Origin of the sequence: Flavobacterium microcysteis, from assembly GCF_006385255.1 — a bacterium.
Classification (GTDB): domain Bacteria; phylum Bacteroidota; class Bacteroidia; order Flavobacteriales; family Flavobacteriaceae; genus Flavobacterium; species Flavobacterium microcysteis.
Genome location: NZ_VFJE01000050.1, coordinates 216448 through 233450 on the forward strand (window position 1 = coordinate 216448; position 17003 = coordinate 233450).

17 protein-coding genes are annotated in these 17003 nt (G+C 36.7%); 10 read left to right on the forward strand and 7 right to left on the reverse strand.

Going from position 1 to position 17003, the window contains the following annotated elements; translation table 11 throughout:
• Positions 1–114 precede the first annotated feature (114 nt).
• Genes FJA49_RS03695 through FJA49_RS03720 form a run of 6 tightly spaced genes read left to right on the forward strand, consistent with a single transcriptional unit; the run spans position 115 to position 6525 of the window.
• Positions 115–1578 carry a lipopolysaccharide biosynthesis protein gene (locus tag FJA49_RS03695; protein ID WP_139998978.1) on the forward strand — a complete coding sequence of 488 codons (1464 nt, stop codon included), beginning with the start codon at positions 115–117 and terminating at the stop codon, positions 1576–1578.
• Between the two features lie 28 nt (positions 1579–1606).
• Positions 1607–2041 (forward strand): dUTP diphosphatase, encoded by a 435-nt coding sequence (dut, locus tag FJA49_RS03700; protein WP_139998980.1) that lies wholly within the window; start codon positions 1607–1609, stop codon positions 2039–2041.
• Positions 2042–2093: 52 nt separating this feature from the next.
• Positions 2094–3104 carry a sugar phosphate nucleotidyltransferase gene (locus FJA49_RS03705; protein WP_139998982.1) on the forward strand — a complete coding sequence of 337 codons (1011 nt, stop codon included), beginning with the start codon at positions 2094–2096 and terminating at the stop codon, positions 3102–3104.
• Between the two features lie 19 nt (positions 3105–3123).
• The gene (locus FJA49_RS03710) at positions 3124–4476 is read left to right on the forward strand and encodes a tetratricopeptide repeat protein (RefSeq protein ID WP_139998984.1); all 1353 of its coding nucleotides are present in this window, start codon (positions 3124–3126) and stop codon (positions 4474–4476) included.
• Positions 4476–5246: a DUF4292 domain-containing protein gene (locus FJA49_RS03715; protein ID WP_139998986.1), complete on the forward strand. Its 771-nt coding sequence runs from the start codon at positions 4476–4478 to the stop codon at positions 5244–5246. Before FJA49_RS03710 ends, FJA49_RS03715 begins: the two co-directional genes overlap by 1 nt.
• Before the next feature lie 22 nt (positions 5247–5268).
• Positions 5269–6525, forward strand: a complete 1257-nt coding sequence (locus tag FJA49_RS03720) for a murein hydrolase activator EnvC family protein (protein ID WP_139998988.1) — start codon at positions 5269–5271, stop codon at positions 6523–6525.
• A gap of 33 nt (positions 6526–6558) precedes the next feature.
• On the opposite strand, the gene FJA49_RS03725 is transcribed toward FJA49_RS03720, so the two are convergent.
• Positions 6559–7071 carry an acyl-CoA thioesterase gene (locus FJA49_RS03725; protein WP_139998990.1) on the reverse strand — a complete coding sequence of 171 codons (513 nt, stop codon included), beginning with the start codon at positions 7069–7071 and terminating at the stop codon, positions 6559–6561.
• Between the two features lie 105 nt (positions 7072–7176).
• The gene (locus tag FJA49_RS03730) at positions 7177–8112 is read right to left on the reverse strand and encodes an HU domain-containing protein (RefSeq protein ID WP_139998992.1); all 936 of its coding nucleotides are present in this window, start codon (positions 8110–8112) and stop codon (positions 7177–7179) included.
• 103 nt (positions 8113–8215) lie between these two features.
• Between FJA49_RS03730 and dprA the strand changes: the two genes are divergently transcribed.
• Positions 8216–9316, forward strand: coding sequence for a DNA-processing protein DprA (gene dprA, locus FJA49_RS03735; protein ID WP_139998994.1), 1101 nt, complete (start codon positions 8216–8218; stop codon positions 9314–9316).
• 32 nt (positions 9317–9348) lie between these two features.
• Here the strand turns inward: dprA and trpS are convergent, their stop codons facing one another.
• Complete coding sequence (gene trpS / locus FJA49_RS03740; protein WP_139998996.1) at positions 9349–10323, reverse strand: tryptophan--tRNA ligase; 975 nt, start codon at positions 10321–10323, stop codon at positions 9349–9351.
• A 123-nt stretch (positions 10324–10446) separates the two neighbouring features.
• Between trpS and FJA49_RS03745 the strand changes: the two genes are divergently transcribed.
• Complete coding sequence (locus FJA49_RS03745) at positions 10447–11205, forward strand: lysophospholipid acyltransferase family protein (protein ID WP_139998998.1); 759 nt, start codon at positions 10447–10449, stop codon at positions 11203–11205.
• Between the two features lie 67 nt (positions 11206–11272).
• On the opposite strand, the gene FJA49_RS03750 is transcribed toward FJA49_RS03745, so the two are convergent.
• The 4 genes from FJA49_RS03750 to recA form a co-directional block, all read right to left on the reverse strand.
• Positions 11273–13018 (reverse strand): outer membrane beta-barrel protein, encoded by a 1746-nt coding sequence (locus tag FJA49_RS03750; RefSeq protein WP_139999000.1) that lies wholly within the window; start codon positions 13016–13018, stop codon positions 11273–11275.
• On the reverse strand, positions 13015–13560 hold the full coding sequence (locus FJA49_RS03755) for an RNA polymerase sigma factor (RefSeq protein WP_139999002.1): 546 nt from the start codon (positions 13558–13560) through the stop codon (positions 13015–13017). The genes FJA49_RS03750 and FJA49_RS03755 overlap by 4 nt, the downstream gene beginning before the upstream one ends.
• Before the next feature lie 23 nt (positions 13561–13583).
• Positions 13584–14012, reverse strand: a complete 429-nt coding sequence (locus FJA49_RS03760; RefSeq protein WP_139999004.1) for a hypothetical protein — start codon at positions 14010–14012, stop codon at positions 13584–13586.
• 98 nt (positions 14013–14110) lie between these two features.
• Entirely contained in the window at positions 14111–15115 is a 1005-nt protein-coding gene (gene recA, locus FJA49_RS03765) for a recombinase RecA (RefSeq protein ID WP_139999006.1), read from the reverse strand.
• Between the two features lie 150 nt (positions 15116–15265).
• On the opposite strand from recA, the gene FJA49_RS03770 reads away from it, so the two are divergent.
• Positions 15266–16000 (forward strand): lysophospholipid acyltransferase family protein, encoded by a 735-nt coding sequence (locus FJA49_RS03770; RefSeq protein ID WP_139999008.1) that lies wholly within the window; start codon positions 15266–15268, stop codon positions 15998–16000.
• A 3-nt stretch (positions 16001–16003) separates the two neighbouring features.
• Positions 16004–16999 carry an acyl-ACP desaturase gene (locus FJA49_RS03775; protein ID WP_139999010.1) on the forward strand — a complete coding sequence of 332 codons (996 nt, stop codon included), beginning with the start codon at positions 16004–16006 and terminating at the stop codon, positions 16997–16999.
• Positions 17000–17003: the final 4 nt, after the last annotated feature.

Consider the following 17003-nt stretch of genomic DNA (forward strand, 5'->3'; position numbering starts at 1 on the left):
GTTGGCTTTTTTATTTAAAGAAAATTCAAATAAAATATGCTTATAAGGATTTTAAAATGACTCTGAAATCAAAGAATTAGCTATTTTTGTTAAATAAAATTGACGAAACCTATTTTGAGCTTATATAAAAACCTTTTCAAGCAGACAGCTATTTACGGACTTGCTACAGTTGTGCCAAGAATGTTTAGCTTTTTTTTGGTACCGCTTTATACGGAACTGCTGCCTAAAGCAGAATATGGGCAAGTCAATATTATTTTTGCCTACCTGATTTTCTTTAACGTCATCCTAGCATATGGAATGGAAACTTCTTTTTTCAGATTCTATAATACGGAAGATGATAAAAAAACAGTTGTGGAAACATCAACCGTTTCTATTTTTTGGACAAGTATTCTTTTCTTAGTACTTGCACTCCTTTTCAGGACTTCAATCTCAGGGTTTATTGATGTTGACGTACAATATGTAACCTATGTAATCTGGATATTGGTACTTGATGCCTTAGTAATTATTCCTTTCTCAAAACTACGGGCTCGACAAAGGCCAATGTTTTATGCAGCAGTAAAGATTGGAAACGTAGCCGTAAACTTAGGACTGAATCTCTTCTTCCTGATTTACCTTCCTAAAATAGCCCAACAGAATCCGGACAGTTTTATAAGCTCGTTGTATTTTGAGGATTTCCAGGTCGGATATATTTTTGTTTCCAATATTGTAGCAAGCTTGCTGACACTATTGGTGTTTTTGCCAAATTACCTGCACGTGCATTGGCATTTTGATTTCAAGCTGTGGAAAAAGATGCTACGATATGGATTTCCAATCATGATAGCCGGTATTGCTTTTGCCATTAATGACCAGTTCGATAAGATATTATTGAAATACTTGCTTCCGCCTGATATTGCCGAAGCAGAAGTCGGGATTTATTCGGCTTGTTATAAGCTGGGACTTTTTATGGTACTGTTCCGTACAGCCTATACTTTAGGAATTGAACCTTTCTTTTTTAGCCATGCTTCTAATGAAAATGCAAAACAGACCTATGCAACAATTACAAAATACTTTGTAATATTTGGCTCTTTGATGACATTGGCGGTTATTGTTTTTGCTGATATCCTAAAATTAGTCATGATTCGGGATTCGTCATTCTGGGATGCTATGGGAGTCGTGCCGTTAATTATACTGGCTAATTTTTTCCTTGGAATCTACACCAACCTTTCAGTATGGTACAAGCTGACCAACCAGACACATATCGGAGCTTATATTTCCATTATCGGTGCCATCATAACATTGGTGCTGAATTACCTGCTCATTCCGTCGTTTAGCTATTATGGTTCAGCAATTGCAACCATAGCGGCCTATGGAAGCATGATGTTTATTTCCTATATCTGGGGCAACAAATACTATCCGATTCCTTATGATAAAAAAGCGATAGGAGCCTATCTCGTGATCTCCATTCTTTTTTCATTCATTTATTTTTATGGATATAGAGAAAATTATTGGATAGGAATCCCAATGTTGATTGCATTCATGTATTTCATATATTACAACGAAAAAGAAACCATCCTCAAGATTATTAAAAGAAAAGCCTAAGCATATTAAATTTTTTACCTTATTATCAATGACAATTAAAATCATAAACAAATCCCAGCATCCATTACCGAATTATGAAACATTAGCCTCTGCCGGAATGGACCTGAGAGCCAATCTTTCTGAACCAATTACTTTAGCTCCGCTTGAAAGAGCCATCGTAAAAACCGGCCTTTTTATAGAATTGCCTATTGGTTATGAAGCTCAAGTACGCCCACGAAGCGGATTGGCTGCAAAAAAAGGAATAACTGTACTTAATTCTCCGGGAACAGTCGATGCGGATTATCGTGGTGAGATTGGAGTGATTTTAGTAAATTTATCAAATGAAGCTTTTGTAGTCGAAAATGGCGAAAGGATAGCGCAGCTGATTATTGCCAAACACGAAAGAGCGGTGTGGTTAGAAACAGAAGAACTGTCTGAAACATCAAGAGGAGAAGGCGGATTTGGAAGCACAGGAGTAAAATAAATAAAACAAATAAGGTTGGATTTCCAACTTCAAAATAAAACACGAAAACTATATGAAGATAATAGTTCCAATGGCCGGACGAGGCTCTCGCTTAAGACCACATACATTAACAGTTCCAAAACCATTGATTCCGATAGCGGGCAAACCTATTGTACATAGGCTTGTTGAAGATATTGCAGGCGTGATCAATCAGGAAATAGAAGAAATAGCTTTTATTATCCATAAAGATTTTGGAAAGCAGGTTGAAGTTGATTTAATCGAAATAGCAGAAAAGCTTGGCGCCAAAGGCACTATTTATTATCAGGAACAGCCTTTAGGAACAGCCCATGCTATCATGAGTGCGAAAGAATCAATGACCGGACCTATAGTTGTAGCTTATGCAGATACGCTTTTCCGTGCTGATTTTACATTGGATACGGAAGCAGATAGCGTAATCTGGGTAAAACAAGTTGAAGACCCGAGTGCTTTTGGTGTTGTGCAGCTCAATGACCAAAACCAGATTGTTGATTTTGTAGAAAAACCAAAAGAGTTTGTTTCTGATTTGGCAATTATTGGTATCTATTACTTCAAATCGGGAGAAACTTTAAGAAATGAATTGCAATATTTATTGGATAATAATGTTGTAAAAGGAGGAGAATACCAACTGACTGACGGCTTGGAGAATATGAAAGAGAAAGGGTTGAAGTTTGTTCCAGGAAAAGTGGATGAATGGATGGATTGTGGAAACAAAAATGTGACTGTAGAAACAAATTCCAGAATGTTAGGCTTCTTGCATAATGACGGCGAGCATTTGATTGATTATGATGTCAAGACAGAAAACGCAACAATTATTCCACCATGCTATATTGGTAAAGATGTAATCTTGATCAATGCAACAGTAGGGCCAAACGTGTCTTTAGGCAAAGGAACTCACGTAATCAACAGTACTATAAAAAACAGTCTGGTACAAACCCATTCGCATATAAAAAATGCCAATTTAGATAATGCAATGATTGGAAATCACGCCAGTTTTGACGGGAATTTTACTAGCATAAGCATAGGCGACTATTCGGTTTTGGAATAAAATTTGATGAAAAACCAATATGAAAATTAAAAAATATCTTTTACAGCTTTTCTTCTTCGGAATCTTATGCATTCCGGCTAAAGTTTTTGCCCAGGCAGAGCCCGATGATATTGCTTTGGCGGAAGATTCTTTTCAAGATAGTTTTTATGAATCGCTCAAACAGAAAGGCATTGAAAATTATGACAAAGCTATTGTCGCTTTGGAAAAATGCCTCAAGTTGCAACCACAAAATGCAGTAGTCTATTATGAATTAGGTAAAAATTATCTGAGTCAGAAGGATTATAAAAAAGCATATGAATCATTTTCACAGGCTTCACTCATAGATCCGAAGAATAAATGGTTCTATATCGGAATGTACGATGTCTGTTACCAAACAAAAGATTATGCCCAAGCCATAGTTGTTGTCAATAAATTAGTTGGAATGGATATGAAATATAAAGAAGATTTGACCTCTCTTTATATGTATACAGACCAATACGACAAAGCTTTGGCGCTTATAAAAGATTTGGACGACACGGTAGGTGAAACTCCACAGAGAAATGCCTATAAGCAGCAAATCCTGAAAGATTCGAAATACCGTATTGGAGAAAAAGATCAGCTTTTGGAAGCCATCAAGAAAAATCCAAAAGACGAATCAAAATACATTGCGTTAATATACCTGTATTCTGAAAGCAATCAGGAAGAAAAGGCTTATGAAATCGCAAAAAAACTTGAGAAAGAAATCCCTGATTCTGAATTTGCCCAAGTAGGACTATTCAAATTCCATCTCAATAAAAACGATGGAGAAAAAGCCGTGGCAGCGATGAATAAGGTGTTGGATAGCAAGAAGATTGACAATGAAGTAAAATACAAAATCTTGAAAGAATTTTTGGTTTTTGTCAAAAACAACCCTCAATTCAATACCGATTTAGATAAGGCAGTGGGTTATTTTAGCAATGAAGATCAGGCCACATTGACCAAAGATGTAGGCAGGATTTTTTATGAAAGGAAAAATTGGGAACGGGCCATCCACTATCTGGAAATCTATTCTAAGAATAATCCACAGGAAGTAGAATCAAATATCTTTTTATTACAAGCCTATACAGAAAACAAGCAATTTGACGTATTGGCAAAAAAAGCTTCTGAACTGATTGATTTCTTTCCAATGCAGCCGGATTTTTATTATTACTCCGGATTGGCGAACAATCAGATTAAAAATTATAAAAAAGCCAAAGACTTTTTAGAAATGGGTATGGATTATATCGTTGACAATAGGAATTTGGAAATTAATTTTAATATCCAGTTAGGCGAAGCTTTCAACGGATTGGGAGATGCAAAGAAAAAGGAATATTATTTCCTGAAAGCAGACCAGTTATTAAAACAGAAAAAATAATGAAAAGATATATTATCATAGCTTTTGGAGCTCTTTTGCTTTCATGTAATGCTAAGAAAGCAGTGATTGCAGAAGGAACGGCCAGCGAAGTGGTTGCCTCTTCAAAAGTAATAGAAAACCATTACAAGCTCAAGAGAGATTTCTCGACACTCTATATCAAGTCCAGCGCAAAGTATAAAGATGATCGCATGTCTCAAGGTGTTTCTGCTGAAATCAGAATCAAGAAAAATGAGCAGATTTTAGTCAGTGTCCGCGTTATAGGTATTACTATGGCCAAAGCATTAATTACGCCTCAAGAAGTAAAATACTATGAAAAAATGGGAAATACATTTTTTGAAGGCGATTATTCTACCCTGAGCAAATGGCTGGGAACTGATTTGGATTTTCAAAAAGTACAGAATATGCTTATAGGCGAGGCTATGGACGACTTGGCTAAAGGAAAATATACAACAACAATTGATGAAAGCCAGTATAGGCTGGAAGATGTCTCAGATAAAAACACGCAAAAAGCGTTTTATTTTGAAGCGGCAAATTACCTAATCAAAAAACAGGAAGTTTCGCAAGCAAAAGAAGACAGAAGACTGCAGATTTCCTACCCAAGCCATAAAGAATATCCGGAAGCCGTACTGCCATCACAAATTATCATTGATGCCGTTCAGAATGGTAAAAAGATCAATATCAACATTGATTATAATTCGATAACGTTCAATGAGGACCTGACATTCCCATACAGTGTTCCTAAAGGTTACGAAAGAATATATATTGATTAGATTTGCACAAACATATCCAATTATGTCAAAAAACATATTCACTCTTTTTCTGCTGCTGGCCACAACAATAGTTTTGGGCCAAAATGATGCGCAGAGAAAATTGGAAGAACGCAAGGCACAGCTTCAAAAAGAAATTAGAGAAGCAGAAAATGCATTGCAGTCAGAAAAGAAAAAAGAAAAATCTGTCGTAACACAAATCAGCCAGCAGACGGTTAAAATTAAGCTGCAGGAAAAGCTTATTGCTACAACCGAAAAGCAAGCCAAGCTATTGAGTGATGATATTTATACGAACCAGATAAAAATCAATGGCCTTAAAAAAGATCTTGACGAACTTAAAAAAGATTATGCCAAAATGATTGTCAAGTCCTATAAGAGCCGTTCGGAACAGAGTAGGGCTATGTTTCTGCTTTCTTCTAAAAACTTCCTTCAGGCTTATAAAAGAGCACAATACATGAAGCAATACTCCAATTATAGAAAAAACCAGGGAGAAGAAATCAAGGTAAAATCAGATCAGCTGGCAGTCTATAATGAAAAACTGGGTGTCCAGAAAAAGGAAAAACAGAAGCTGATTGTCGAAAATGAAAAAGAAAAACAGACTCTGGAAAAGGATAAGGAAGAGCAGGAAAAAATAATGAAGTCGATTAAAAAAGACGTCAAAAAATATACTGCCGAAATCAAGAAAAAGCAACAGGAAACACGCGAAATAGACCGTAAGATTGATAAGTTAATTCGTGAGGCAATTGCTGAAGCCAACAGAAAAACAGCTGCAGCAAACAAAAAAGCAAATCCAAAAGCAACAGTTGCAGAAACAAAGGCTATCGAGAATTCCTCAAAAATTATCCTGACACCGGAAGGAAAAATCATTTCGGATAATTTCAAGGCCAACAAAGGAAAACTATCATGGCCGGTTGCAAAAGGTTTTGTGTCGCTGAGATATGGTGACCAACCACACCCACTACAGAAATCGCTTATTGTTCACAGTAGCGGTGTAGAAATCACGACTGATTCAGGTGCTTCCGTAAGATCAGTTTTTGCGGGCGAAGTAACAAGAGTACAGTTGATTTCTCCAAATAATATGGTAGTATTTGTCCAACATGGAGATTTCTATACTGTATACCAAAACCTAAGTTCCGTAAGCGTTTCCAAAGGAAATAAGGTAACGGCTTTGCAAAACATCGGAAAAGTAACAACCAATGCAGCAGGAAAGACAGCGTTGAAATTTGTAATCATGCAAAACGCAACGACATTGAATCCGCAATCCTGGCTGACCAATATGTAAAATAAAAAAAGGAACCAATTAGGTTCCTTTTTTTTATTCTGTAAATAACGCTTTCAGTTCTGTAGCTTCATTTGGTTTCATTTTTCCGGCTAAAACAAGACTAAGCTGTTTTCTTCTTAAGGCTGCATCATAGCGCTGTTTTTCCAGTTCAGTTTCCGGAAGTATCGCTGGAACTTCTATCGGACGACCCGTTTCATCAACAGCAACAAAAGTATAAATAGCTTCGTTTGCTTTGTTTTTTATTCCTGATTCACGGTCTTCAATCCACACATCAATATAAATTTCCATTGAGGTTTTAAAAGTCCTTGAAACTTTAGCTTCAATAGTTACAACGCTGCCCAGAGGAATAGCACGGTTAAATGCCACGTGATTTACGGAAGCCGTAACGGTAATTCGTCTGGAATGTCTTCTTGCTGCAATACTTGCCGCTCTGTCCATGCGTGCTAGCAATTCGCCACCAAAAAGATTATTTAAAGGGTTAGTTTCGCCTGGCAAAACCAAATCAGTTAGGATTGCTACAGATTCAGAAGGAGTTTTCGCTTGCATTGTTTTTTTTTGCAAAGGTAACAGATAGCAATTAAATCCGATAGTCAGGCAGTAAATAATTTTTTCGAACAAAAACAAAAAATCCCGAACGAATCGGGATTGGTTTTATAATTCTTGAATCAGAAGCCAGGCTTCCGGATTTTCTGTTTTTTGAATTTTTGACATCGCTTTTTGGGCTTCGGCATAGTTTGAAAAACTTCCATAAAGCACCGGGTGAAGACCATGTTTGTTTTTTGCTATCTTTCTTGCCTTATACCCTTTAGCACTTAGCTTCTCGAATATTTTTTGTGCATTTTCTTCATTTCTAAAAGCACCGGCAACAATATGATAGGCTAACTTTTCTTCTTTAATATTCAGCTTCACGGCTGGAAGTGGACTTTCAATAAAGAAAGTAGCTTCCTGTATTTTGTCCTCTACTTTTTTCTGAACGGTTTGTTGTACGATCAGATTTTCAGAATCAACCTGTTTTTGGTAATAGGTGTTTCCAAAGAAACCAGCTGCTCCAAGACCAAGAACAAAAATGGCCGCATATTTAAGATAAGGTCTGTTGTTTCTTCTTTCAGGAGTAAAGAGTATAGGCGCTTTTTCTTCAAGAGCTTCAACTTCTTCTTTATATACTTCTCTTTGGATTTTTGGAGCAACATAAGTACTCAATCCAAAAGAACTTGTAAGATAATTTAAACTGTCAGAAGGCTCAAAAACAATATTGTTTTCTGAGTTTAAAGAAAGCTGGCCAATGTTTTTCAACACAAGCGACTTTTGCTGTTGCAATGCCAATTTCCATTCTGAAACAACTGTTTCAATATGGGTCACCGTATCTTCATAGGATATTTTTTCAGCCTGTGAAATATGGTTTGCCAACAATCCGTCATTATTCTTTAAATGAAAATTAAAAGAAACCACTTTTCTTGGTGGATAAAATACCATAGTACTTTCATTAAGCCTAGCCGGCTGAATTTCTGTAAGAAATGCGCCAAAGCCAGGAACTGCAACGCACTGGTATCTATATAAAAGTTGGGATATGTAAAATTCAATCTTCATAGAAACAAAGTTACTTATTCATTGGTCAGGTCAAAATTTTATCAACAAATTTTATTAACAATCTAAACGAAATGTCTTTATATTTGAAATTCAATTATTTGCCATGAACCCAGAAGAATTATTTTATTTACTAGCCTTACAAAAAGTAGAATCAGTAGGTGACATCACCGCTAAAAAACTTCTTGCATACTTTGGAAGCGCCAAAGAAATCTTTCAATCCAAGCCTTCAAAGCTGGAAAGTATCGAAGGAGTCGGCAGCATTTTGATTCGGAATCTCAAAGACCAATCCATTTTTAAAAAAGCTGAAAAAGAACTTGACTTCATTCAGTCAAATGCTATAGAGGTGCTTTTTTACCAAGATGAAAAGTATCCCGAAAGACTCAAGCATTGTATTGATGCTCCTGTCGTATTATTTGCTTCAGGAAACTTCAATTTCAAAAACCGAAAAATTATAAGCATTGTCGGAACCAGGCAAGCTACTCCATATGGAGCAGAATCTTGCAGAAAGCTGATTTCTGACTTGACACCGCTAAATCCGATAATAGTGAGCGGCTTTGCTTATGGAGTTGATATTATTGCACATCAGGCAGCAATGGAACACAACTTGCAGACCATTGGAGTCGTAGCCCATGGACTCAACCAGATTTATCCAAAAGCTCATAAAAAGTATGTCTCCAGTATGCAGGAAAATGGTGGTTTTATGACAGACTTTTGGAGTTCTTCCAATCCTGACCGGGAGAACTTTATTCGCAGGAATCGCATTGTTGCCGGAATTTCCGAAGCGACTATCGTTATTGAATCGGCAGAAAAAGGAGGTTCCCTAATTACTGCTAACATGGCCAATGATTATAATCGGGATGTTTTTGCTTTTCCTGGAAGAGCAACCGACAAATACAGTCAGGGATGCAATAACCTGATCAAATGGCAAAAGGCACAACTGTTAACCTCGGCTGCCGATTTGGTTTATATGCTCAATTGGGATTTGGAAACGCCAAAAGCAAGCGTACAGAAACGATTGTTTGTAGAATTGGATTCGGAAGAACAAACAGTTTATAATTATCTACAGGCAAAAGAAAAGGAATTGATGGATGTTATTGCTTTGGAGTGCAATTTTCCCATTCACAAAATATCTTCACTGTTGTTGAATATGGAACTCAAAGGAGTTGTCCGTCCGTTGCCTGGCAAATTGTTTGAAATTATTTAAAAATAAAGCCCCGTTTATGCGGGGCTTAAATACTAGTATCCTAATTTTTCTCTCACTCTTTTCAGGACGCCGTTGGCAACAATTTTTGCCTTTTCAGCACCTTGTAGCAAGGCTTTGTCAACTTCTTCCAGATTGTTCATATAGTAGTTGTATTTTTCTCTTTCTACTTTAAACCTTTCTATAATAAGTTCGAATAGGGCCTGCTTGGCATGCCCCCAACCAAAATCACGATTGACGTTTTTATATTTTTCGATCATGACAGCCAGCTGCTCTTCATTGGCTATCAATTTATAAATAGCGAAAATTTTACAACTTTCCGTATCCTTCGGGTCTTCTAAAGGCGTACTGTCAGTTTCAATAGACATGACTTGTTTGCGCAACGACTTATCATCTAAAAAAATGTTGATGATATTGTTTGCCGATTTGCTCATTTTTCCGCCATTGGTTCCTGGAACGTATTTTGTTTCTTCCTGAAGATAGGAATCCGGAATCACAAAAGTTTCTCCCATCTGATGGTTAAAACGGGAAGCAACATCACGGGTAATCTCAATATGCTGTAACTGGTCTTTTCCTACCGGAACGAATTCCGCATCGTATAAAAGAATATCAGCAGCCATAAGCATCGGATAAGTGAATAACCCGGCATTGACATCATCCAGTCTATCTGCCTTATCTTTAAAAGAATGGGCTAACGTTAGTCGTTGGTATGGGAAAAAACAGCTCAAATACCAGGAAAGTTCTGTTGTTTGAGGAACATCAGACTGGCGATAAAAAGTAACTCTATTTACATCAACTCCACAGGCAAGCCACGTTGCAGCAGTACTGTACGTGTTATGACGTAATGTTTCTCCATTTTTAATCTGCGTTATGGAATGCAGATCGGCAATGAAAAGAAAAGTTTCGTTTTCCGGCTTGTTTGATAATTCAATGGCCGGAAGAAGCGCCCCTAGCAAATTTCCTAAATGCGGCGTTCCAGTACTTTGAATTCCTGTGAGTATTTTTGACATAATAACTTAATTTTTGCAAAGGTAAATGTTTTGGCAGAATTGTAAGGTTTGAATTCTTACATTTGGGAGACAAAATTTGAAAATCAGGTTTTGTCTTCACGAATAATTTTGATACACACCTGCATGCGTATTTTTAAAGTAATTTTTTGGATTCTTTGGAGGATTTGGTTCTATTTTCTGATGGCACTTCCTATTATCATTATGTTTCCGTTCCTATTCATTTCCATCTTAAAAGAGAAATGGTATCCCTATTTTTTTGTTATGGCCAGAATCTGGGCGAAAATAATTCTTTTCGGTATGGGCTTCCATTATAAAGTAGAGCGTGAGCAGGAATTGGAAGCAGGAAAAAGCTATATGTTGGTGTCGAACCATACTTCAATGACTGATATTATGTTGATGCTTGCTTTGGTACGCAATCCATTTGTTTTTGTAGGAAAGAAAGAATTGGTTAAGATTCCTTTGTTTGGATTCTTTTATAAGAGAACCTGCATTTTGGTTGACAGAAGCAGTTCTAAAAGTAGGATGGAGGTTTTCAACAGAGCCCAAAAACGATTGGCACAAGGTCTTAGTATTTGTATTTTCCCGGAAGGTGGTGTTCCGGATGACGAGTCTGTTCTTTTGGACGAATTTAAAGACGGAGCCTTTCGTTTGGCATTGGAACATCAGATTCCGATAGTTCCTATGACTTTTCCAGATAATAAAAAGCGATTTTCATATACTTTTTTAAGTGGAAGTCCGGGCATTATGCGAGCCAAAATCCATCATTTTGTGGAAACGAAAGACCACAACGCTGACAAAAAGGAAATTAAAGAACTGAGAGAACAGGTAAGAGATATTATCTACAAACAGCTCTTGAAATTCAGCAACAAAAAAAGCGCCTAACCAAGACGCTTTTTTCTGTCATTAACGTATTTAATGACGAACCTAACTAAACTATAAAACCAACTATCTAAAAGTTAAAGCTGATCCCGGAATACAAGCCTATAAAATAGGGCTTAAATCCACCAGCATTTTCACTAAACGTATTAATTTGGTATTTTAATTTTGGCTCCACATTCGCTTCGAATGATTTCCAAAATTTATATTTGAATCCAATTCCGATATTGGAAGTAAAAGAAACGTCATTTAAATTCGATGCTTTTCCAATAGAGGTTGACATTCCTGGGGATACTACGGAAAGGCTGTTTTCATTTAAGAAAAGTGTACTCATACCGCCAATTAATGATATCCCAAATTTGTCGTCCAATATTTTATAGGAAAGTTCAACAGGAACTTCTACATAACCCATGGTCTGATTTAACTGTCCTGCTTTTTTGCCAGGAACATCATCAAACGATACGGTATTGGCAGCTGTATTGTCCTCAATAATTACGATTGCATTTTTGTTCTCCCTTATAGTACTTGGCGAAAGTGCTTCTCCACTTGTGCTTAAAGTTGATAATCCGGCATAGTAGACAATATTATTGGTATTATAGCCCAGAGTCAGTTTATTAACTCCTCCGCGAATAGACCATTTTTTATTAATCGCATAATTAACACCAAGTCCATAGCTCAGGTTTTTCTCATAGCTTTTACCGTTATCTGCAAATTGCTGGTCGATTGGAGAACCTTTGGAAGCAGAGCTAAAATAAATAGGGGCTACGGTTGACGTAATTTGCCACCTATTTACTTTAGGTTCTGGATCCGCTTGTTGTTTTTTTTCTTTTTCTTTTAGCAATTCTTCCAGCGGATTAGGTTCGACAGTAGCAACAGCTGCCGAATCTTTCTTTTGCTTCTCGAATCCTTTGGTATCAAAAGCAATTCGGGAATTTTTATTCTTATCGTTATCAGATTGCCTGTTGCGATCTGAAATTTTGTCGTTGAGCTTGTCGTTTTTCTGCAAAAGGTCGTTTTGTTTTTTCTCAGAAACAGCAAGCTGCTTTTCGTTTTCTTTTCGATTTTCAGGAATTAAATTTTTATTTGAATCCTGATTTACAATTGATTTTTCCTGATTTTTTCCTTTCTTGTTAGAATCTGCTACAGCATTTTCGTTCAAGAAATGTTCTTGGCTTGTCTTGTTAAGCTTATTCTGTTTGGCAGTTCCCTGGCCTTTATGTTGTTGAGCAGGATCTTGGCTGGCAAGTCCGGATTCTGATTCTGTTTTCGTTTTTTGATTTTTTATAACAGGAAGATGTTTATCGGCTGTATTTTTTAGGCGTTCTTGGTCAGTATTATCCTGACGGGCGATAGCCGTGTTTTTAGCCTTATTCTTTCCTGAAATAATTGACTTGTTCAGTTGATCCTGCTCTGGATTTTCAGAATTTTTATGTTGTGGTATTGAATTGTTTTTTTCTAAATCGGTATTTTCAGTTTTGGTAACGACATTTTCAGTTTCGGTAACAACTTCATTGCTTTTGATTGGGCTTTGCATTGGTGCCAAATCTTTTGAACGTTCGGTGTCCGTATTATTTTGGTTAACGACTCCGTTATCAGTATCAGTTTTTATTGGATTATTTAAGATTCCGTCGCCTATCATAAATCCGATGAGCAATATGGCAGCAACACCAGAGAGTCGAAGCCATAACGGTATAACCCTTCTTTTTTTCTTTTCTTTGAGCTTAGCCTCGATATTGTCCCAAACTTCGGGCGAAGGTGTCGCTTCAAAGTCTTTGAACTTTTCTTGGAAAAGCCTTTCTATATTCTTTTTCTCACTCATTTTGCTGCTGTATAATTTCCGTTTCCAGCCTGGGCTTCTATTTTTTCTTTTAAAATCATTTTTGCGCGTGCAAGATTAGATTTTGTGGTTCCGGTTGTGATATCTAGCATTTCGGCAATTTCTTTATGCGAATAGCCGTCCATTACATATAGGTTAAAAACCAACCGGTATCTGTCGGGCAGTTCCTGTATAATTTTCATTAAAAACTCGAGCGTCACATTCTCATCGTCAATCTCGACTTCTGCTTCGTCAGGAATAGTATCGTTGACGATTTCAAAAACAGAATTTCCTCTATACTTCTGCAGGACATTATTTACCATTATCCTTTTTGCCCAGCCTTCAAATGATCCTTTGAAATTGAACTGACCTATCTTATTAAAAATAATAAGAAATCCGTCCTGAAGATTATCTTCGGCTTCGGCATAATTCCGCGAATACTTCAAGCAAACACTGAACAATTTAGGTGATAATAGCTTATATAATTGTTCTTGAGCTTTGGTATCATGATCTCTGCAACCGTATATGAGTTGTTCTAAACTCAAAGTTTTTCTTTATAAATTAAAAATTATTGTCGAACTACCGGTACTTCATATTCTAGGAAAGTATTTTGTCCATACTCGTCTTTTCCTTTATAAAACTTAAAGACAAAGGAGCTTTCTCCTGTGGCCATAAAATCAAATGTAGCTTCTACGGGCTCTTCATTTAAAGGGGTACAATTATTGGCATTGATAACGCCAGTCTGTACTGCTATTGTTCTGACATTTAAATTTTTTTCATAATAAAATCCCTCAAAGAAATGACAGCTAGTAGGTCTTTTATAATATACTTTTATGGTATAAGTTCTTCCTAACACAAAACTTTCGGGAAACACGGCACTTTCAGTAGGGATCAGTTCAAAATGGTAACTAACAGTATTATCGTCGTTTAGCTCGCAAGAGCTAAATGTGGTGATGGTAATAACTGCTAAAAATAAAATCGAAATTAACTTTTTCATTTTTTGTATTCTGTTTATGCTTTATTGTTTAGATGTACCTATTTGATAAAGGTTGCGTTAGGATATAAAAAAACCCGAAAATTTTCGGGTTTTTTTAATTAAGCGTTATTTTCTTTAATCAGCGTTTTGATTTTAAGTTCTAATTCTTCCGCTAATTCAGGATTGTCTTTAATCAAGGATTTGACAGCATCTCTACCTTGTCCAAGTTTGGTGTCGCCATAGCTAAACCATGAACCTGACTTTTTCACGACTTCAAATTCTACGGCCAAATCAAGGATTTCTCCTGTTTTTGAAACACCTTCACCATACATGATGTCAAATTCTGCTGTTTTGAATGGAGGTGCAACCTTGTTCTTTACAACTTTAACTTTCGTTCTGTTACCGATTACGTTTTCGCCTTCTTTAATTTGAGAAGATCTACGGATATCCAATCGGACAGATGCGTAGAATTTAAGGGCATTACCACCCGTTGTTGTTTCCGGATTTCCGAACATAACTCCGATTTTTTCACGAAGCTGGTTGATAAAGAAAACAGTACAATTTGTTTTGCTGATTGTTCCTGTCAGTTTTCTCAATGCTTGTGACATTAATCGGGCATGAAGACCCATTTTTGAATCACCCATTTCGCCTTCAATCTCACTTTTTGGAGTCAATGCGGCAACGGAGTCAATTACAACAATATCAATAGCACCAGAACGAATCAGGTTTTCTGCAATTTCTAAAGCCTGCTCACCATTGTCAGGTTGCGAAATAATCAGGTTTTCAATATCGACACCTAGTTTTTCTGCATAATTTCTGTCAAAAGCATGTTCCGCATCAATAAAAGCAGCAATACCGCCTGCTTTTTGAGCCTCGGCAATAGCATGCAATGTCAGGGTCGTCTTACCAGAAGATTCTGGGCCATAAATTTCAATGATTCTTCCTTTAGGATATCCATTAACTCCAAGAGCTAAGTCCAATCCTAAAGATCCCGAAGGAATCGTTTCTACCTCCTCAACTGCCTGATCACCAAGCTTCATTACGGTACCTTTTCCGTAAGTTTTATCTAATTTGTCAAGCGTTAACTGTAACGCTTTTAATTTGGCTTCTTTCTCTGAACTCATTTTTCTTACATTTATAATTGGCACTTATTTTTCGTAAAAATAGTTCTTTTTTTCTACGTGGCAAGTGTTATTTTTTGTTAGAAATTTGCTGTTTTTTGATTAAAATAAACAAAAATATAATTAGTACTTTTGCGTGGAATTATAACAATTATGGAGAAGCTAATTTCGTATCCGATTTCGGTTATTTATTATCTGGTTTTCGGGCTTATTTTGGTGATTTTTCATCCAATCCAATGGCTGTGTTTTAATCTTTTCGGATATCAGGCGCATAAAAAAAGTGTCGATTATCTGAATTTTTGCCTACTAAGATCAACCCATCTTTTGGGTACAACCTATAAAATAGAAGGCAGGGAATTAGTACCTAAAGGAGTTCCGGTAATTTTTGTTGCCAATCACCAAAGCATGTATGATATCATTGCGATAATCTGGTTTTTCAGAAAGTCGCATCCGAAATTTGTGAGCAAGAAAGAATTGGGTAAAGGAATTCCAAGTGTTTCGTATAATTTAAGACATGGAGGCTCTGTGTTGATTGACAGGAAAGATCCAAAACAAGCACTGCCAGTAATCAAAGGCCTTGGAGAATATATTGAAAAAAACAAAAGGGCTGCTGTAATTTTTCCGGAAGGAACAAGAAGCAAAACCGGAAAACCGAAAGAATTTGCACAAACGGGATTAAAAATTCTATGTAAAAATTCACCTTCGGCAGTAGTAGTTCCTATAAGCATAAACAATTCTTGGAAAATTGTTAAATATGGCTTTTTTCCTGTAGGTTTAGGAAATCGCCTTACCTTTACTGCTCATAAGCCAATTGCCGTGGCTGAGGTTCCTTTTGATGAATTAATGAGAGAGACGGAAAAGGCAGTTGTTGATGGAATAAAAAATTAAAATATGTCTGTAAAAAACATTCGTCTAGAAGTAATGCAGTTTCTAGAGAAAAATATTGATGCATTTGTTGACCAGTATTTGATTCCGGTGGAGAATATATGGCAGCCTTCTGACCTATTGCCTGATTCCCGAAGCGAAACTTTTTTTGAAGACGTAAAAGAATTAAGAGAAATAGCAAAAGAACTACCGTATGATTTTTGGGTAGTTTTAGTAGGCGACACCATTACTGAAGAAGCACTTCCAACCTATGAATCCTGGTTGATGGATGTGGAAGGTATAAATCAGATTGACGAAGGCGGTAACGGCTGGTCAAAATGGGTAAGAAGCTGGACCGGTGAAGAAAACCGTCATGGAGATTTGCTAAACAAATACTTATACCTTTCCGGACGTGTGAATATGCGCGAAATTGAAATGACAACGCAGCATTTGATTAATGACGGATTTGATATCGGTACAGGAAGAGATCCTTATAAAAACTTCGTTTATACCAGCTTTCAGGAATTAGCGACCTATGTTTCGCACAATAGGGTTTCACAAATAGCCAAAAAGTTTGGAGATAAAAAGCTTTCTAAATTATGTAAGCTGATAGCCGGTGATGAAATGCGTCACCATCATGCCTACTCTGAATTTGTACATAGAATTTTTCAGGTAGATCCAAGCGAAATGATGCTGGCTTTCCAATACATGATGAAACAAAAAATAGTCATGCCGGCCCATTTTTTAAGAGAATCAGGAGAAAAGATAAGTACGGCTTTTGAACTTTTTTCAGATTCGGCACAAAGAATTGGCGTATATACGGCAACCGATTATATTGACATCATGCAAAAGCTGATTGACAAATGGGATATCAGCAAGATTACAGGATTGACAGATGAAGCAGAAAAAGCCAGAGATTACCTAATGAAGCTTCCGGCAAGAATGGCGAAGATTTCAGAACGATTGGTCATTCCTGCAGAATCACATATTTTTAAATGGGTAGAACCTGCAACATTAAGATAATAAA